This window comes from Corynebacterium sp. MSK150, from assembly GCF_030229215.1.
In the GTDB taxonomy this organism is placed as follows: Bacteria; Actinomycetota; Actinomycetes; order Mycobacteriales; family Mycobacteriaceae; genus Corynebacterium.
Window position 1 is genome coordinate 1 of sequence record NZ_JASPHM010000002.1, and the last position, 16,303, is coordinate 16,303.

Annotated in this window: 12 protein-coding genes and 1 pseudogene; 6 read left to right on the forward strand and 7 right to left on the reverse strand. The window is 61.8% G+C overall.

Going from position 1 to position 16,303, the window contains the following annotated elements; genetic code table 11:
- From QP941_RS01230 to glgA, 3 genes and pseudogenes are all read right to left on the reverse strand, one after another.
- A pseudogene (locus tag QP941_RS01230) lies at positions 1 to 389 on the reverse strand (helix-turn-helix domain-containing protein); the annotation flags it as partial.
- 495 nt (positions 390 to 884) lie between these two features.
- Entirely contained in the window at positions 885 to 2,327 is a 1,443-nt protein-coding gene (locus tag QP941_RS01235) for a GH32 C-terminal domain-containing protein (RefSeq protein ID WP_284867719.1), read from the reverse strand.
- A 12-nt stretch (positions 2,328 to 2,339) separates the two neighbouring features.
- The gene (gene glgA / locus QP941_RS01240; RefSeq protein WP_284867720.1) at positions 2,340 to 3,494 is read right to left on the reverse strand and encodes a glycogen synthase; all 1,155 of its coding nucleotides are present in this window, start codon (positions 3,492 to 3,494) and stop codon (positions 2,340 to 2,342) included.
- Between the two features lie 109 nt (positions 3,495 to 3,603).
- On the opposite strand from glgA, the gene glgC reads away from it, so the two are divergent.
- The gene (gene glgC / locus QP941_RS01245; RefSeq protein WP_239277895.1) at positions 3,604 to 4,821 is read left to right on the forward strand and encodes a glucose-1-phosphate adenylyltransferase; all 1,218 of its coding nucleotides are present in this window, start codon (positions 3,604 to 3,606) and stop codon (positions 4,819 to 4,821) included.
- Here the strand turns inward: glgC and QP941_RS01250 are convergent.
- Positions 4,818 to 5,465 carry an O-methyltransferase gene (locus QP941_RS01250; protein WP_284867721.1) on the reverse strand — a complete coding sequence of 216 codons (648 nt, stop codon included), beginning with the start codon at positions 5,463 to 5,465 and terminating at the stop codon, positions 4,818 to 4,820. The genes glgC and QP941_RS01250 overlap by 4 nt on opposite strands.
- Before the next feature lie 151 nt (positions 5,466 to 5,616).
- On the opposite strand from QP941_RS01250, the gene sigE reads away from it, so the two are divergent.
- The 3 genes from sigE (at position 5,617) to QP941_RS01265 (ending at position 7,374) form a co-directional block, all read left to right on the forward strand.
- Positions 5,617 to 6,246 (forward strand): RNA polymerase sigma factor SigE, encoded by a 630-nt coding sequence (gene sigE, locus QP941_RS01255; RefSeq protein ID WP_284836430.1) that lies wholly within the window; start codon positions 5,617 to 5,619, stop codon positions 6,244 to 6,246.
- A 100-nt stretch (positions 6,247 to 6,346) separates the two neighbouring features.
- Positions 6,347 to 6,796, forward strand: a complete 450-nt coding sequence (locus QP941_RS01260) for an anti-sigma factor family protein (RefSeq protein WP_284867722.1) — start codon at positions 6,347 to 6,349, stop codon at positions 6,794 to 6,796.
- A 23-nt stretch (positions 6,797 to 6,819) separates the two neighbouring features.
- On the forward strand, positions 6,820 to 7,374 hold the full coding sequence (locus QP941_RS01265) for a twin-arginine translocase TatA/TatE family subunit (RefSeq protein WP_284867723.1): 555 nt from the start codon (positions 6,820 to 6,822) through the stop codon (positions 7,372 to 7,374).
- 4 nt (positions 7,375 to 7,378) lie between these two features.
- Here QP941_RS01265 and QP941_RS01270 read toward each other — a convergent pair whose 3' ends face one another.
- Positions 7,379 to 8,509, reverse strand: a complete 1,131-nt coding sequence (locus QP941_RS01270; protein WP_284867724.1) for an Mrp/NBP35 family ATP-binding protein — start codon at positions 8,507 to 8,509, stop codon at positions 7,379 to 7,381.
- Positions 8,510 to 8,614: 105 nt separating this feature from the next.
- Between QP941_RS01270 and QP941_RS01275 the strand changes: the two genes are divergently transcribed.
- Positions 8,615 to 9,355 (forward strand): hypothetical protein, encoded by a 741-nt coding sequence (locus tag QP941_RS01275; RefSeq protein WP_284867725.1) that lies wholly within the window; start codon positions 8,615 to 8,617, stop codon positions 9,353 to 9,355.
- Between the two features lie 452 nt (positions 9,356 to 9,807).
- On the opposite strand, the gene QP941_RS01280 is transcribed toward QP941_RS01275, so the two are convergent.
- Complete coding sequence (locus tag QP941_RS01280) at positions 9,808 to 13,530, reverse strand: multifunctional oxoglutarate decarboxylase/oxoglutarate dehydrogenase thiamine pyrophosphate-binding subunit/dihydrolipoyllysine-residue succinyltransferase subunit (protein ID WP_502869186.1); 3,723 nt, start codon at positions 13,528 to 13,530, stop codon at positions 9,808 to 9,810.
- Positions 13,531 to 13,707: 177 nt separating this feature from the next.
- Positions 13,708 to 14,442 carry a hypothetical protein gene (locus tag QP941_RS01285; RefSeq protein ID WP_284867727.1) on the reverse strand — a complete coding sequence of 245 codons (735 nt, stop codon included), beginning with the start codon at positions 14,440 to 14,442 and terminating at the stop codon, positions 13,708 to 13,710.
- 116 nt (positions 14,443 to 14,558) lie between these two features.
- On the opposite strand from QP941_RS01285, the gene QP941_RS01290 reads away from it, so the two are divergent.
- On the forward strand, positions 14,559 to 16,262 hold the full coding sequence (locus tag QP941_RS01290) for a carboxylesterase/lipase family protein (RefSeq protein ID WP_284867728.1): 1,704 nt from the start codon (positions 14,559 to 14,561) through the stop codon (positions 16,260 to 16,262).
- Positions 16,263 to 16,303 lie beyond the last annotated feature (41 nt).

Here is a 16,303-nt window from a genome sequence, read left to right on the forward strand (position 1 = left end):
CCAAGCGGTGGTGTGACTTGAGGATGACGATTGCCTGGGCTTTCAGGCGTGTCCCTGGTTCCTCAAGTCTCGCAATTTTTTTAAGTAGGCGTTTTCCGCTTCCAGCCGCTCAACCTGGCGGCGAAGCTTTTCCTCTTCCGTGAGGCGTTTCGGCGCAGCCGATCCTTTGGGCCTGCCCTTCGGCTTCGGGCGCAGAGCCTCGTCGCCGCCTCTGCGCCACTTAGCCACCCAGTCCTTGACGAGGTGGTCGGATGAAAGATTGAACTCTCGGGCAAGATCCATCATCGACTCACCCGCAAGATGACGTTCTACAACTTCCTTCTTCGCCTCGAAGGAGTAGTGCTGCTTGTTTGGTTTCTCCACGAGACATAGTCTGCCACGCAGTTGGAAACGGCGATAAAGTCTACGCGTTGCGTCTCTCGAGACACCGACAACACGAGCAGCGGCTCGGCAACCCATTCCCTGCTCGAAAAGCTCCACTAACTGCTCACGCTGAACTTCACTCAGCGAACTACGTGCTCTCAAAGAAAATGCTCCCCACTAGTTGTTGGCAACTGATTTCTCAGTCCAACTAATGGGGAGCAGTTCACTCACCGGCAGCGCGTGGGGCGGTTCTTTCGTCTCCCCAGTGGGCGCGAGGGGGAGGCTTTCGTCCTTGCCGCTCACCGGCACACGCTTTCCGACGCCCCAGCATCTCCCCGTGAGCGCGAAGGGCGCGTGTGAGGGAGCGAGGGGAGACGCGGCCCAGCGGAGTGAGGCCGAAAACGCGCAACCCCGCCCTTGCCGCTCACCAGGAGAGGCGGAACCGCGGTGGGCAGCTGCGCTGGTGAGCGCGAAGGACGGGGAGGGACGGGCCGGGTGAGGCGGCGCTGAGAGCTGGGGGGTTAGAGCTTGGAACCGGAGCGCTGCCAGTCCTGCTCGATGATGGCCTCGCCGGAGGTCTCGACCCGCAGGCCGGAGCAGCCGCCTTCGAAGTAGACGCGGGAGGCCATCGCGATGAGGCCACCGTCGACGAATACCTCAACGGTGGAGCCGTCTTGGATGATGGTGAGGGTATCGGAGTCGCCTTCGGCAAGCGTGGCGGTGGCGGGTTCGGAATCAGCGAAACAGTGGTCGAAGGCCTTGTTCATGGAGCGATCGAGGCTGATGTCATCGCCGGAGTGGCAGATGGTGGCGGCGGGGTCACCGGCGCCGTCGAGAAGCGTGACCGTTACGCAGGAACCGGAAGGGACCTCCATGACGCCGGTCCAGGAACGGGCGTAATCGGACAGCTTGACGGCATCGGGCAGGCCGCGGGCGGGTGCTTGGTAGAGGACGCCGCCCTCGAGGGTGACCCGGCGAGGCAGGGACAGGGCATTGGCCCAGCCTTCGGCCTCCCAGGAGGCGTGCGCGGTGGCGTCGTCGCCGCGGCCGTTGCCGTTGAGGAGGCCGACGATGACGGCGCGCTCGTAGCGCTGCTCTGGGGTGAGAGTGCCGGTGGTGGTGTTGGTACTGCGCGGACGGGAGAAATCATGGCCGAAGTCCACCCGGCGGAAGCCGGAGACCACGGTAAAAGTGGTGCCCTCCAGCCGGCCGACGAGGTAGCCGGAGACGTCGCGGCCGCCGCGCTCTAGGGTGACGAAAAGGACGTCGTAGATATTGCCGTCGACCTCATCGCGCAGGCGGACCAAGCGAGGAGAGACAACCGGCGGGATGGGCGAGGTGGCGGGGACCTCGCCTTCCAAGAAGCCAGGGTCGCCGTCGAACTTGAGGCTGCCACGCAGGCGCCAGGCTACGCCATCGGCGGACTCGAGGATGACGGGAACCGGGGCGTCGGAGTGGCCGGTGAGCGCGAGCATGAGCCAGCCATCGTGGCCGGCATCGCGGTCCTCGGAGGCCCAATCGGGCACCACGCAGGGCGAGCGGAAGTGATCAAAGTTGCGGGTATTGCCTACGACCTCGCCAAAACGAACGACATTGGGGTCGAGCGCTTGAGGGTCGTCGGAGACCTCGCAGATCTCGTCCACGTCAGCGTAGCGGGCGAGGTGAACGGCGATTCCGGCGGCGGTCACGGAGGTGAAGTAGAGATGGATATCGTCCGGGCCTTGGGCTACGGAACCTGCGCGCAGGGAGAGCTCGCCGCCGACGGGGGCGAGGACATCGTCGCAGTCCAACCAGTCAAAGGGAGACTCTTCGGAGTAGGTGTGTCCCCAGCGGGCAGGGGAGTCTGCGGTGGGGCGGTACTGGTAGAACAGGTGCCAGGTATCGCCGTCGCGCAGGATACCAGCGGGGGCGTCGAGGACGCCGTCTTCGGGGACAAAATGCAGTTCGGGGCGGTGAGTTGTCACGGCTATCCTTCCTTAAATCAAGCTGCGGTAGATATCGACGGTCTGGGCGGCAATGGTAGCCCAAGAGAAATCGCGAATGGCGCGCTCGCGGCCGGCGCGGCCAAATTCCGCGGCGCGCTCTTTATCGGCGGCGACGTCATTGACGGCGGCGGCGAGGTCGGCTTCGAAGGCGGCGGTAGCGGCGGCGTCGTAAGGCACCAGCACACCGGTCTCGCCATCGACCACAACCTCCGGAATGCCGCCCACGTTGGAGGCGACAACGGCCGTGCCGCAGGCCATAGCTTCCAGGTTGACGATGCCGAGCGGCTCGTAGATGGACGGGCAGACAAACACATCCGCGCCGGAGTAAATCTGCTGGACCTCGTTGCGCGGGAGCATGTCCTTGACCCAGAAAATGCCATCGCGCTGGGCGCGCAGCTGATCCACCAGTGCCTCGGTCTCCGCCGCGATTTCGGGCGTATCGGGCGCGCCGGCGCACAGCACCAGCTGGATATCCGGGTCGAATTTCTGCGCCGCCTGCAGCAGGTGCTTTACGCCTTTCTGCCGGGTAATGCGGCCGACGAAGGCCACGATGGGGCGTTGCTTATCGACGCCCAGCTTGTCCAACACATCCCCCTCACGCGGCTGCCACAGCTCGGTGTCGATGCCGTTGAGGACGACGTGGACTTTGGAGGCGTCGATGCGCGGGTAGGCATCCAGGATGGAGTCCTTCATGCCGGCGGAGACGGCGATGACGGCGTCGGCATATTCCATGGCGTTCTTCTCAGACCAAGAGGAAACGTCATAGCCGCCGCCGAGCTGCTCGCGCTTCCACGGGCGGTGCGGCTCCAGCGAGTGGGCGGTGACCACGTGCGGAATATCGTAGAGCTGGGCGGAAAGATGGCCGGCGAGACCCGTGTACCACGTGTGGGAATGGGCGATGTCGATATCGGAGGCGGCATCGGCCATGCGCAGCCCGGTGGACAAGGTCTTAAGCGCGCCATTGGCACCCTCGAGTGCGGGGTCTACGCCGTGTACAAAGACGTCTTCTTCGTCGCGTGGGGAGCCCATGCAGTGCACGGAGACATCGATGATATCGCGCATAAAACGGGTGAGTTCAGCTACGTGAACTCCGGCCCCGCCGTAGATTTCCGGCGGGTATTCTTTGGAAAAGATTCCGGCTCTCATGCCCACCCAGAATACGTATCTCTGGTGCCGCGTGCAGAAATACGGGATGGGGGTAGAAATGTGCATATATCTGCTGCGAAATGTGGGATTTGCGGTTAGGTTTGGAAACGTGAGAAGCCTGCCAAATGTCCTAGCCATCGTCCTCGCCGGCGGCGAGGGAAAGCGTCTTTTTCCCCTGACCGAAGACCGCGCTAAACCCGCCGTGCCTTTTGGCGGTTCCTACCGCCTCATTGACTTTGTCCTGTCCAATCTGGTCAACGCCGGTTTCCTCAAGATTGCGGTGCTGACCCAGTACAAGTCCCACTCCCTGGACCGCCACATTTCCCAGGCGTGGAACTTAGCAGGGCCGACGCCGCAGTACATTGCCTCGGTGCCTGCCCAGCAGCGCCGCGGCAAGCGGTGGTACAACGGCTCCGCGGATGCCATTGTGCAGTCGCTTAACCTCATCTATGACGAGAATCCGGACTACGTCATCGTCTTCGGCGCAGACCATGTCTATCGCATGGATCCGGCGCAGATGGTAGAAGAGCACATTGCCACGGGGCTGGATTGCTCGGTGGCCGGCATTCGCGTGCCGCGCTCGGAGGCAACGGCGTTCGGATGCATCCAGGCCGATGGCATGGGAACCATCACGGAGTTCGTGGAAAAGCCTGCGGACCCACCGGCTACGCCGGATGATCCGAATATGAGCTATGCCTCGATGGGCAACTATGTCTTTACGGCGCAGGCGCTTATTGACGCCCTCTTGGAGGACGAAAAGAACGAGGACTCGGCCCACGATATGGGCGGCGATATTATCCCGTACTTTGTGGAGCGTGGGCAGGCGCATGTCTATGACTTCATGGCCAATGAGGTGCCGGGGTCTACCGAGCGCGATCACGGCTACTGGCGCGACGTGGGAACCATTGACTCCTTCTATGAAGCGCACATGGACATGATTTCGGTGCATCCGATCTTTAACCTCTATAACCGGAATTGGCCGATTCACTCCACGGATGACTCCAATTTCCCTCCGGCGAAGTTCGTGCAAAATGGCATCGCGCAGTCTTCGATGGTGGCGCCGGGCTGCATCGTCTCTGGCGGCACGGTGCGCAATTCCGTGCTGGCGTCTGATGTCCACGTGGCCGATGGCGCCACGGTCGAAGGATCGGTCATCCTGCCGGGCGTGCGCATCGGCCGTGGTGCGGTGGTGCGCCGCGCGATCCTCGATAAGAACGTCGTCGTCAGCGATGGCGCAATTATCGGCGTGGACCGCGAGCGCGATGAGGAGCGCTTCAAGGTTTCTGACGGCGGCGTGGTTGTCGTCGGCAAAAACCAGAAGGTCTAGAGCTTCGTTACAAGGGTGAGCCCGGACCCCAGCGGCAAGCGGGTCACGCTCGCGCCCTCGAGCTCGCGCAGGTACTCGTCTGCTTCGCGGGCGGCGGCGGTGTCGCGGTCGGTCCGGGAGACGTCGGCAAGCGTGCCATCGAGCAAAGAATTAGCCAAGACCAGGGTGCCGCCTTGGTGCAGCAGTGGCCACGCGGCCTTGATGATGGCGGGGAGCTCGAGCGCGGCGACGTCGGCGTAGATGACCTGGTAGGCATCATTAGCCAGGCGGCCCATGACCTCGAGTGGGCGAGACGGCAGGAAGCGGCCACGTGAAGGTGGATAGCCCGCCTCGCGGAAGGCGGTCTTGGCGCTACGCTGGTGCTCAGCCTCGGGGTCGATGCAGGTCAAAATGCCATTATCGGGCATGCCGGCAAGCAGGTAGAGGCCTACCACATTGGCGGCTGGGGTGATCGCCACGGACTGGGGGCGTTCGGTAGAGCTGGACGAGGCGGCCGTCAGCGTGGCGAGCAGCTGGCCCGTTGATTCATCAGGAACGGGCAGACCGTACTCATCGGCGTGGTCGCGCGCGCCACGCAGGGCCGCCGAAGGCTCGCTGGTGGTCTCGATATAAGAACGCAGTGCTTCATATGCGGTAGTAGTCACGTAATAAACCTTAGGGAAAAGTGTCCGTCGATGTGGCAAAAACGCGCCTAGCCAGCAAGGTTGTGGTAGGTGGGGATAATGTGACGGACTCACAGGAAATTATCAGCACTGTGGCTGGAGTTTCACTTTGAAGTATAGAAAGATGACATGCATGACAACAACGAAGCGCGATGCCGAATCCCTTCAGCCCGCCACCCCTGAGGCGGCGTTGACCGGTACCGCGGCGTTCGATGCCGGCGAAGCCGACATGCCCGCTTGGGGTGATCTCGTGGCCGAACACGCCGATGGCGTTTATCGCTTGGCGTACCGACTCTCTGGTAATCAGCACGATGCAGAGGATCTCACCCAGGAAACCTTCATGCGCGTCTTCCGCTCCCTGGATAAATACCAGGCCGGTACGTTTGAAGGCTGGCTGCACCGCATTACCACCAACCTCTTCTTGGATATGGTTCGCCACCGCTCCAAGATCCGCATGGAGGCCCTGCCGGAGGATTATGAGCGCGTGCCCGGCACGGATATGACCCCGGAGCAGGCCTATACTGTGGCCAACTTGGACCCGGCGCTGCAGTCTGCGCTCGATGGTCTGGCTCCCGATTTCCGCGTGGCCGTGGTGCTGTGTGATGTGGTTGGCATGAGCTATGACGAAATTGCAGAAACTCTCGGCGTCAAAATGGGTACGGTGCGCTCTCGCATCCACCGTGGCCGCTCGCAGCTGCGTGCGGCACTGGAAAAAGAAGCGCAAACCAATGCGGAAACCCGCATGCTGCTGCGCACGCGTTAAACCACCGCGCGCTAAACTTTAAAGAAACTGCATAGTCCCCGCTGCCGGCGGGGACTTTCCGTGTCACTGAAGGCCAAGCAACTAGTGGAGGAGGGTGTCGATGGACTCGCTGCGAGGACGCCGGACCGTGTCCATGCTGGGCGTGCGCGGCGGATTCGATACTGTCCAGGCCAAGGCCCGCGATAAGGCGAAAGCCAAGGCGCGGCGCAGCGATACCATCGGGCACCTTGGCCCTGAGGCTGTCGTTGCCTTCGTAGACGGGGAGATGGAACCGAAATTCATGCACCGCGTGCGCATCCATTTGGTGCACTGCGCCGAGTGTCGCGCGGATGTGCACCAGCAGCGCCATGCCTCAGAGTGGGTTCGCCACTGCGCGGATTCCGCGAAGGTCAAGGCACCGCAATCCCTGCTGGCAAAGCTCGCGGGCATTGCCACCGAAGAGGTTGCGCCCGGGCCGGATGCTGCAACGCCTGTGTACCGGCCGCAGCAGGATTTCTTGGACAAGGTGGAGATGGTGGTTCGCGCAATCAAGCACAATCAGCGCGGCTAAGAGTGAGGGACTAGTATTTAACCGTGTTTTCTTCCATTGGTTGGCCCGAGATTTTCGTCATCGTACTCTTGGGCATCATCGTCATCGGCCCGGAGCGCATGCCCGAGGTGATTAAGGACGTGCGCGCGGCCATCTACGCGGCGCGCAAGGCCATCAATAACGCCAAAGCGGAGCTCAACGGCGAGATGGGCTCGATTACCTCGGAATTCGATGATATCCGCGGCCCGCTCACCCAAGCCGCCCAGTGGACGCGCCTCGGCCCGAAGGGCGTAATCACCAAGGCGCTTTTCGATGGCGACGATTCCGCCTGGGACGATTTCAACCCCAAGAAAATGGCAGAAAACGTCAAGACCGCTACCGCTCCAAAGGAGCCGGAGGAGCAGCCGCAGTCTCAACCGCAGCAGCAGCGCCCGAGCTTCGACTACTCCCAGATCTACGCTGAGCAGCCGCAGCCAGAGTCCCGGCCGCAGCAACGCACCGAAGCCCCCAAGCCGACGGAGCAGCCCGCGCCGGAGAACAAGCCGCCACGCGGTGGGGAAGAATCCACCGGCGGCGGCATATGGGGCGATGTGACCTAAGGCGTTAGTTCACGCCCAAGTTGAGGTTTTTACCCACCAGTGAATCGGAGCGGATGGCCAGCTTATCGGCCACCGCCTGGATCTGCTGGGCGGCGGGGGACTCGGGGGGATCGAGAACAATCGGCGTGCCGGCATCGCCACCGCTGCGCAAGGTGGGATCCAGCGGCACGGAAGCCAACAATGGCACCTCATGGCCCAGGATGACGCCTAGGCGATCGGCCACAATCTGTCCGCCGCCGGAGCCAAAGACATCCATGGTGGAGCCATCCGGCATCACCATGGCGCCCATGTTTTCAATTACGCCAGCCACGCGCTGACGGGTCTGCTGGGAGATGGATCCGGCGCGCTCTGCCACCTCGGCGGCCGCGGCCTGCGGGGTGGTGACAATGAGTAGCTCTGCATTGGGAATGAGCTGGGCTACGGACAGGGCGACGTCGCCAGTGCCCGGTGGCAGATCCAAGAGCAGGACGTCGAGGTCGCCCCAAAAAACGTCAGCCAGGAATTGCTGCAGAGCGCGGTGGAGCATAGGCCCGCGCCAGACCACCGGGGCATTGCCCTCCACAAACTGCCCGATGGAAATGTGCTTAATTCCGTGAGAAATCGGCGGCAGTAGCATCTCATCATCGAGCACGGTCGGCCCGTCGGTGCAGCCCAAGAGGTTAGGAACGGAGTGGCCGTAAATATCGGCGTCCACAATGCCAACCTTGAGGCCCTTCTGGACCAGCGCTGCGGCCAGGTTTACGGTCATGGAGGATTTGCCCACACCACCTTTACCGGAGGCCACCGCGAAAACGCGAGTAGTGGAATCCGGCTTTGCAAACGGGATTTCGGGCTCGGCTCGGCCGCCGCGTAGCTTCTTCTTGAGCTCGCGACGCTGCTCATCGCTCATGGCTTCCATCGCCACCGTGACGTTTCCAACGCCCTCGATATCCTCTACCGCAGCGCGGGTATTGGACTCGATGGTGGACTTCATGGGGCAGCCAGCGATGGTGAGGTAAATTTCCACGGCCACGTCATTACCGGTGACGGTAACGGACTTCACCATGTTGAGTTCGGTGATGGGGCGGCCAATTTCGGGGTCTTCGACGCGGGAGAGTGCCTCGCGTACGACGGATTCAGTAATAACGCTAGACATAACCCTTGCCATCTTAGTCACGCCGCAACAGGAGGTAAACACACCCTCGGTGTAGAATCAGCTAGACGTTCACGCGCCGCCAACCAAAAGGAGAAGAGTACCGCCATGCGCAGCTTTGCCCGCCCCGCTCGTGTCATTGCCGGTGTGGTGCTGTCCGCAACGCTGCTTTCCGGCTGTTCCTCCCAGCTCGATACCAACCCCTTTGCTAAGAGCTCCCAGAGCGATCCCATTGGCATTTTGGTGGATACCAATGAGACCGACCAGCTGGTCCTCGCAGAGATCTACCGTCAGGAGCTGATGGGGCAGGGCCGCGAGGCGTCCATTGTGAAGGGAGACATCTTCCACGACACCAAGGGTGGGCGTTCCATGAACCCGGGTGGCAATTTCTATGTGGGTTGTACCGGCGCGTTTCTTAATATCCTCAACCCCCGTGAGGCGCGGGCTATTTCGAAGGACTACAAGAAGGCACAGAAAGCCTCTGAGCCCGGCGGCGAGGATTACTTGGCCCGTACCCACATTGCCCTCATGTCGAGCTTGCCCACGGATACCTCCACGGTTGAGCCTTCCGGTGCCAGCGGCTGCGAGGACGCCGAGCCCGAATTGCCAGAGAATTTTGTGGTGCTCTTTCAAGACGATCTTTTCGACCGTGAAGAGCGCCAGGCTGTGGCCTCGCTGACTAAGTTCATTACCCAAAAAGATCTCTCTGACATGGCCGAAGAGGTAGAAGCCGACGACACCAGCGCGGAGAAGGTCGTGCGCTCCTGGATGAATTCCTCCGGCGTCGACATCGCCCATGAAGAGGGCGACTCCGATTCTTCCGGCGGGTCGAATCTCACTGGTTCTTAATATTTGACCGTTGGCAGGTTTGTTTGAGTTTCCCGGGCTTGTTGGCAACTTGGAGCTCCTGATGGTTAGCAACCGGCAGACCAACACCTCCACAGGATCAAGGACACGTGTGACTCGATATGGAACCATTCTGGGCTTGTGAATTCCGACGCTAGTGCTTTTCATTGCTCCCGGGTTTGAGTGACAAGCATCCGCGACACGATTGGACATATCGAGTAAGCGCGCTAATTCTTAACCCGCTCCCTTGGCGCTCATGGGAAAGCGACCGCCAAGACAATAGTGTTCCGCTGGTGAGCGCGAAGGAATCGGAGATGAGAAAAGACGTGAGAGGGCAAGAACGCCGAGGGAGTGCTCCGGCAGAAGCAAGAACAGAAGCTTTACTAATGCTGGTGTCGGCATGAATAAACCCCAGTGAGGAGGTCCTCACTGGGGTTTAAACGGGGTAGAGGCGACTAGATATCGAAGGCCTCTTCCAGCAGGTTCTTCTGCTCAATCTGGTGCACCTTGGCGTTACCGGTGGCAGTAGAGGACTGAGCACGGCGGGAAACGCGTACCAGCTCCGGCATATCCGGAATCAGGGTGCGCAGGTGCTCGTTGTAGAACGGCCATGGGCCCTGGTTGGCCGGCTCGTCCTGAACGAAGCGGACCTGGGTGGCATTCGGGTAAGCCTCGAATGCCTCGCGCAGGCGGTTGAACGGAATCGGGTGGAGCATCTCCACGCGGACGATGGCGATGTCATCGCGGCCGTCGGCCTCGCGCTTCTTTTCCAGATCCCAGTACAACTTGCCGGAGACCAGCATGATGGTCTTGACCTTGTCGGTATCGCCGACCTTCTTGCCGTTGATATCAACGAAGTTCGGGTCATTGATAACGGACTGGAAGCGCTTGACCTCGGTGAAGTCTTCCACAGCAGAGGTGGCCGCCTTGTTGCGCAGCATGGACTTCGGGGTGAAGACGACCAGCGGGCGCTTCATCTCACCGAGGGCCTGACGGCGCAGCAGGTGGAAGTGGTTAGCAGGGGTGGAAGGCTGAGCCACGGTCATGGAGCCCTCAGCGCACAGCTGCAGGTAGCGCTCGATGCGGGCGGAGGAGTGGTCCGGGCCCTGGCCCTCGTAGCCGTGTGGCAGGAGGAGTACCAGGCTGGACAGCTGTCCCCACTTGGCCTCACCGGAGGAGATGTACTCGTCAATGATGGTCTGGGCGCCGTTCGCGAAGTCACCGAACTGTGCTTCCCAGGCCACAAGGGCGTCTGGGTTGCCCACGGTGTAGCCGTACTCGAAGCCCATGCCGGCGTACTCGGTGAGCGCGGAGTTGTAAACCATGAACTTGCCACCGTTGCCCTTGGAGGTGGCGACCGCGTGCATCGGGTTGTACTCGTTGCCGTTGCGCGGGTCGAAGGTGACGGCGTGGCGCTGGGTGAAGGTACCGCGACGGGAATCCTCGCCAGCCAGGCGGACAACCTTGCCTTCGCCGGCCAGGGAACCGAAGGCGATGAGCTCGCCCCAGCCCCAGTCGATGCCGCCCTCACGGGAGGACTTCTCGCGCTCTTTGGCTACCTTGCCCACGCGCTTGTGGTACTCGAAGTCCTCTGGTGGGTTGCCATAAGCGGCACCCAGCTCGGCGAGTTCCTCGGCGGTGATGGAGGTATCCAGGCCGCGGGTGAGCTCCTGGGAGGAAGTGATGCCGGTCTGCTCCTTCGGGCGAGCCTTGCCAGCTTCCTTGTGCTCGGTAAAGACGGATTCCATCTGGTCGTGGAAGTCGCGTGCGGCTGCCTCGGCGTCCTCAGCGGAAAGGTCACCACGGCCGATGAGGTCGTTGGTGTAGTGCTCGCGCACTGCCTTGTGCTCGTCGATGACGGAGTAGAGCTCCGGCTGAGTCATGGACGGGTCATCGGCCTCGTTGTGACCGCGCAGGCGGTAGACCATGAGGTCAATGAAGACGTCCTTGCCAAACTGGCGGCGGTACTCGGCTGCCATCTGACCAACCCAGACAACTGCCTCTGGGTCGTCGCCGTTGACGTGGAAGACCGGGCAGTCGAAGCCCTTGGCCAGGTCGGTGGCGTAGTGGGTGGAGCGACCGGAGTCCGGGGTGGTGGTGAAGCCCACCTGGTTGTTGACCACGATGTGGACGGTGCCGCCGTTGGTGTAACCGCGCAGCTGGGACAGGTTGATGGTCTCCTGAACAATGCCCAGGCCGGTGAAGGAAGCATCACCATGGAGCATGACCGGAACAACGGTGTGGCCCTCTGGGCCCTTGTCCAAGATGTCCTGCTTAGCGCGGGCGATGCCCTCCATGACCGGATCCACGGCCTCGAGGTGGGATGGGTTGGCGGCAAGGGTGACCTTGATTTCGCCATCGCCAAACATCTGCAGGTGGTGGCCCTCGGAGCCCAAGTGGTATTTCACGTCACCAGAGCCGCCGAGCTGGCCGCCCTTGTAGTTGCCGTCGAACTCGCCGAAGATATCGGCCAGTGGCTTGCCCACGATATTGAACAGGACGTTTAGGCGGCCGCGGTGCGGCATGCCGATGACGACCTCGTCCAAATCCTGGCCGGCGGCGGTATCAATGATGGAGTCCAGCAGCGGAATGAGGGTCTCGGCGCCCTCGAGGGAGAAGCGCTTCTGGCCCACGTACTTGGTTTGCAGGAAGTTCTCGAATGCTTCTGCGGCATTGACCTTCTGCAGGATGTACTTCTGCTCCGCGTTGGTCGGCTTCGGCATGCCCGCCTCCAGGCGGTCCTGCAGCCAGCTGCGCTCATCGCGGTCGAGGATGTGGGTGTATTCGGAGCCGACCTTCAAGGTGTAGGCGGCGCGCAGGCGAGACAGTACCTCGCGCAAGGTCATCTGCTCCTTGCCGCCAAAGCCACCGACATTGAAGGTGCGGTCCAGATCCCAGATGGTCAGGCCGTGGGTCGCGATGTCGAGGTCGCGGTGGTCCGGGTTAGGCAGGCCCGGCTGTACCCAGCCCAGCGGGTTGGTATCGGCCAGCAGGTGGCCGCGGGAGCGGTAGGACTCGATGAGCTGCATGACGCGGGTGTTCTTGTCCACGCCGGAGTTCGGCACGTCCTGTGCCCAACGGAACGGCTCATAAGGCACGCCCATGGAGGAGAAGAGGTCGTCCCAAAAGGCGCCGTCGACAAGCAGGTGGCCAATGGTGCGCAAGAATTCGCCGGACTCTGCACCCTGGATGACGCGGTGATCATAGGTGGAGGTCAGGGTAACCAGGCGGCCGACGCCCAGGTCCGCCAAGCGGTCCGCGGAAGCACCGGCAAACTCGGCCGGGTAATCCATGGAGCCCACGCCGATGATGGAGCCGGCGCCCTTAGTCAGGCGGGCGATGGAGTGGCGGGTGCCAATGCCGCCTGGGTTGGTGAGGTTAATGGTCACACCAGAGAAGTCGTCCATGGTGAGCTTGTTCTTGCGAGAACGGGTGACGATGTCCTCGTAGGCCTCAACGAACTCGGAGAAAGACTTGGTCTCGCACTCCTTGATGGCGGCGACGACCAACGCGCGGGAGCCATCCTTCTGCGGCAGGTCAATTGCCAGGCCCAGGTTAATGTGCTCCGGCTGGATGACATAAGGCTTGCCATCCTTTTCCTCGTAGCGCACGTTCATGTCTGGGTGCAGCTGTACGGCCTTAACCATGGCGTAGCCGATGATGTGGGTAAAGGAGATCTTGCCACCGCGGGTGCGCTTGAGGTGGTCATTGATCATGGAGCGGTTTTCCCACATGAGCTTAACCGGCATATCGCGCACGGTGGTAGCGGTAGGAATCTCCAGGGATTCTTCCATGTTCTTCGCAATGGCCTTGAACATGCCCTTGAGCTGGCGCTCCTCGCCGCCCTTGTAGTCGTCGATGCGGTCGAGCGGGGACTCGGGCTTCTTCACGGACTGCTTTGCCTTAGCGGACTTTTCCTGCGCCTTGGCCACGGACTTATCCACGTTGGTCTCGCGGGCCTCCTGCTTGCGGGCGGTAGTAGTACCCTCAGTCTTCTTCGCGGCAGGCTTAGACGGCTTCTTCGGGGCTTCCTTGGCAGGTGCCTCAGACTTGGGTGCGCCGTTTGCCTCGAAGTAGTCGCGCCACTCCTTATCTACGGAGTTAGGGTCCTTGGAGTACTGCTGGAACTGCTCGTCTATCAGCCACGCATTGGGGCCGAAGATATTCGATGTGCTCACGGCAGGTATTCGCCTCATTTCTCTGCTTTAAAATGGTCGTTTATTCGACTTTAGTGCGGCCTTTGTACGAGCGCATGCGCCACTCGCCAAAGAGTCTGCCTACATGATACGGGTCATACCCCTAAACTCACTATGTTAGGGGTATCAATAGCCCCGCTTAGTGGTTCCCGGCTACCCCTAGGCTTGGGTGAGGGGAGAAAGCTGCTCGCTGGCATGCTCGATGACCTGCTTGGCCAACTTGCGGTTGGCGGTAGTACCCAACACGGCGCCGATGCCCATGGGCATGAGCTTGCTGATCCACGCCCACTTCAGGCGCTTGGTGATCTGCTTGGTAAAAAGCTTGGTCAAGCGGCCGTTGATGCCAGACAGCGTCGGGCCGGAGAAGCGGGAGAGGCTAGCGGCCGAGCGCATGCCCGCCACGCTATTGAGATCGCCCACAAAGGTATCCACCAAAGCGGAGCCCTTCGAACCGGTCAGCACCACAAGTACAAGGGCGCGGCGGCGCTCGGGGGACTTGATTTCATCGCCACGCAGGTAGGCCGAAGCCAAGATGTACCACGCGGCGGCCTCCAGGAAGACCACGGATTCGCCGGCGATGGTGGCAGCGCCAGTTACCAAACCGACACCAGGGATGGCAGCGGAAGCGCCCGCGGCCGCACCGGTGCCGGAGGTGATATTGAGGAAGTGCTTGTCAATGAGCTCCTGCAGCTGCTGCGGGCTCGCGTCCTTATTGCGCTTCTTTAGGTTCTCGACGTACTTGATAATGACGCTGGACTGCACGGCCACTGCGCGGTCCAAGGAATTGAGGAGCGCGGAGGTAAAGCGGTTGGTATCTTCCGGATCGATGTCATAGGTATCGATGGTGTCGACCTCGGCGGAGTTGTCCTTTTTGTCTTTAGTAAAGAAACCCATGTGTCCTTCTCTTTTGCTAAAACTTATCTGCGCCCAGCATAGTAAAGGCTCTATTTATGCGCCGCCGCGCCGCATTGAGATCGCCGAGGGCGTGCAGGCAACCTAAGCTAGTGGGTATGGTTACGCCGCACGAGAACAACCGCGATTCCGGGGGTTTCCCTCTGGAGGAATCCTTCGCGGCGGCGCGCCTCAAAGCGGAGCAGGCCCACGAACGCGCCCGCCGCGCGCACGAAGAGGCTCAAAACGCCCTGGCCGATGAGTTCACCGTGCGCACCACCTCCGGGTGGGTGCGCGGCGTTATAGAGGAGGACCTGCGCACAGATCGCCCCATTAGCGCCGGTCCGGTGCTCACTTGGCGCGGCATCCCCTTCGGCGATACCACCGCCGGGGACAACCGCTTCCGCGCCCCGCAGCCCGCACCGGCTTGGGATGGCGTGCGTGATTGCAGCCAGTTCGGCCCACCGGCCCCGCAGCCCACGTATTCCTGGACCGACCGCATTATCGGCTCCGAGGACTGCCTGCACCTCGACATCGTGCGCCCGCGCACCGAAGAGAAGCTTCCCGTGGTGGTCTACCTGCACGGCGGCAGCTTCATTATGGGCTCGTCCCACATGCTTATGCTCCGCGGCTTTGAGTTAGCCACCCGCATGGACGTGGTCTACGTATCCATTAACTTCCGCCTCAACTCCCTGGGCTATTTGGATCTGCGCAGCCTGGGCGGGGACTGCAGCGCTAACCCGGCGGTGGCCGATCAGATCCTGGCGCTGCAATGGGTGCGCGACAATATCGCGGCCTTTGGCGGCGACCCAGATTCTGTCACCCTCATGGGCGAATCGGCCGGCGGCGCGGCGGTGCTCACCCTCATGACGAGCCCGGCCGCGGAAGGCCTCTTCCACCGAGCCATTGCCCAGTCCCCGCCGATTGCGATGATCCATTCCCGCGCCCAGTCCACCTTGTGGGCGCGCGAGCTGGTCCACCGCATGGCCTTGGCCCGGCGCACCTCGGTGGAGGACCTGCGCCAAGAAAACTATGCCGATCTAGTGCGCTCGGGCCAATCCATGATGTGGCGGGCCGGCGAGCTCATTCACCTCAATTCCTGCTACGCGCCCACGGTGGATGATGAGCTCATTCCGGAACACCCCATCGCCGCCTTCGAAAACGGGCATCAGCACCAGATTCCGCTGCTCATCGGCACAAACTCGGACGAGGCTAGCTTTGGTAAATTCCTCTTCCAGCGGCAAAGCTCCCGTGAGCGCGCCGCCTTGCGCCTTCTGGCTTCCTTCGATCCCCAGCACGCCCCCGAGGTCGTCGCCGCCTATGACGGCGCGGTGGCCCGGGAGGACTTTGCGCACCTGCTTGCCGACGCCCTCTTTTGGGCACCCTCCACCCGCATCGCCACCGCCCATGCAAAAGTGGCGCCAACGTGGATGTATCGCTTCGACTTCGCCTCTGCCGTGCTCAAGTGGCTCGGCCTCGGCGCCATGCATTCGATGGAGCTCGGCAATGTCTTCGGTGACCCTTATTCCTCGCGCGCGTCTTTCCTGACCAATTGGGGCTCGCGCGCGGAGATGGAGGAACTTACCGCCACCATGCAGCAACACTGGTCCGCCTTTATCCACGGCGGCCGCCCGGAGATGAGTTGGCCGCGCTACGGGTCCACTCAGCGCGCCACCATGATCTTCGATGCCGAGGCCTATATTGAGCACGCGCCGCACGAGCTCAAGCGGCAAGCCTGGGAGGGATACCACATGTTGGAGTGGGGAAGTGGGCGCCCGGAGCTGGTGAGATCTTTGGGCTTCCAACCATCCGGGTGGGAATAACGGTAGACTCCACAGTGACCGCGGGCGGCGGCTTGCCTACC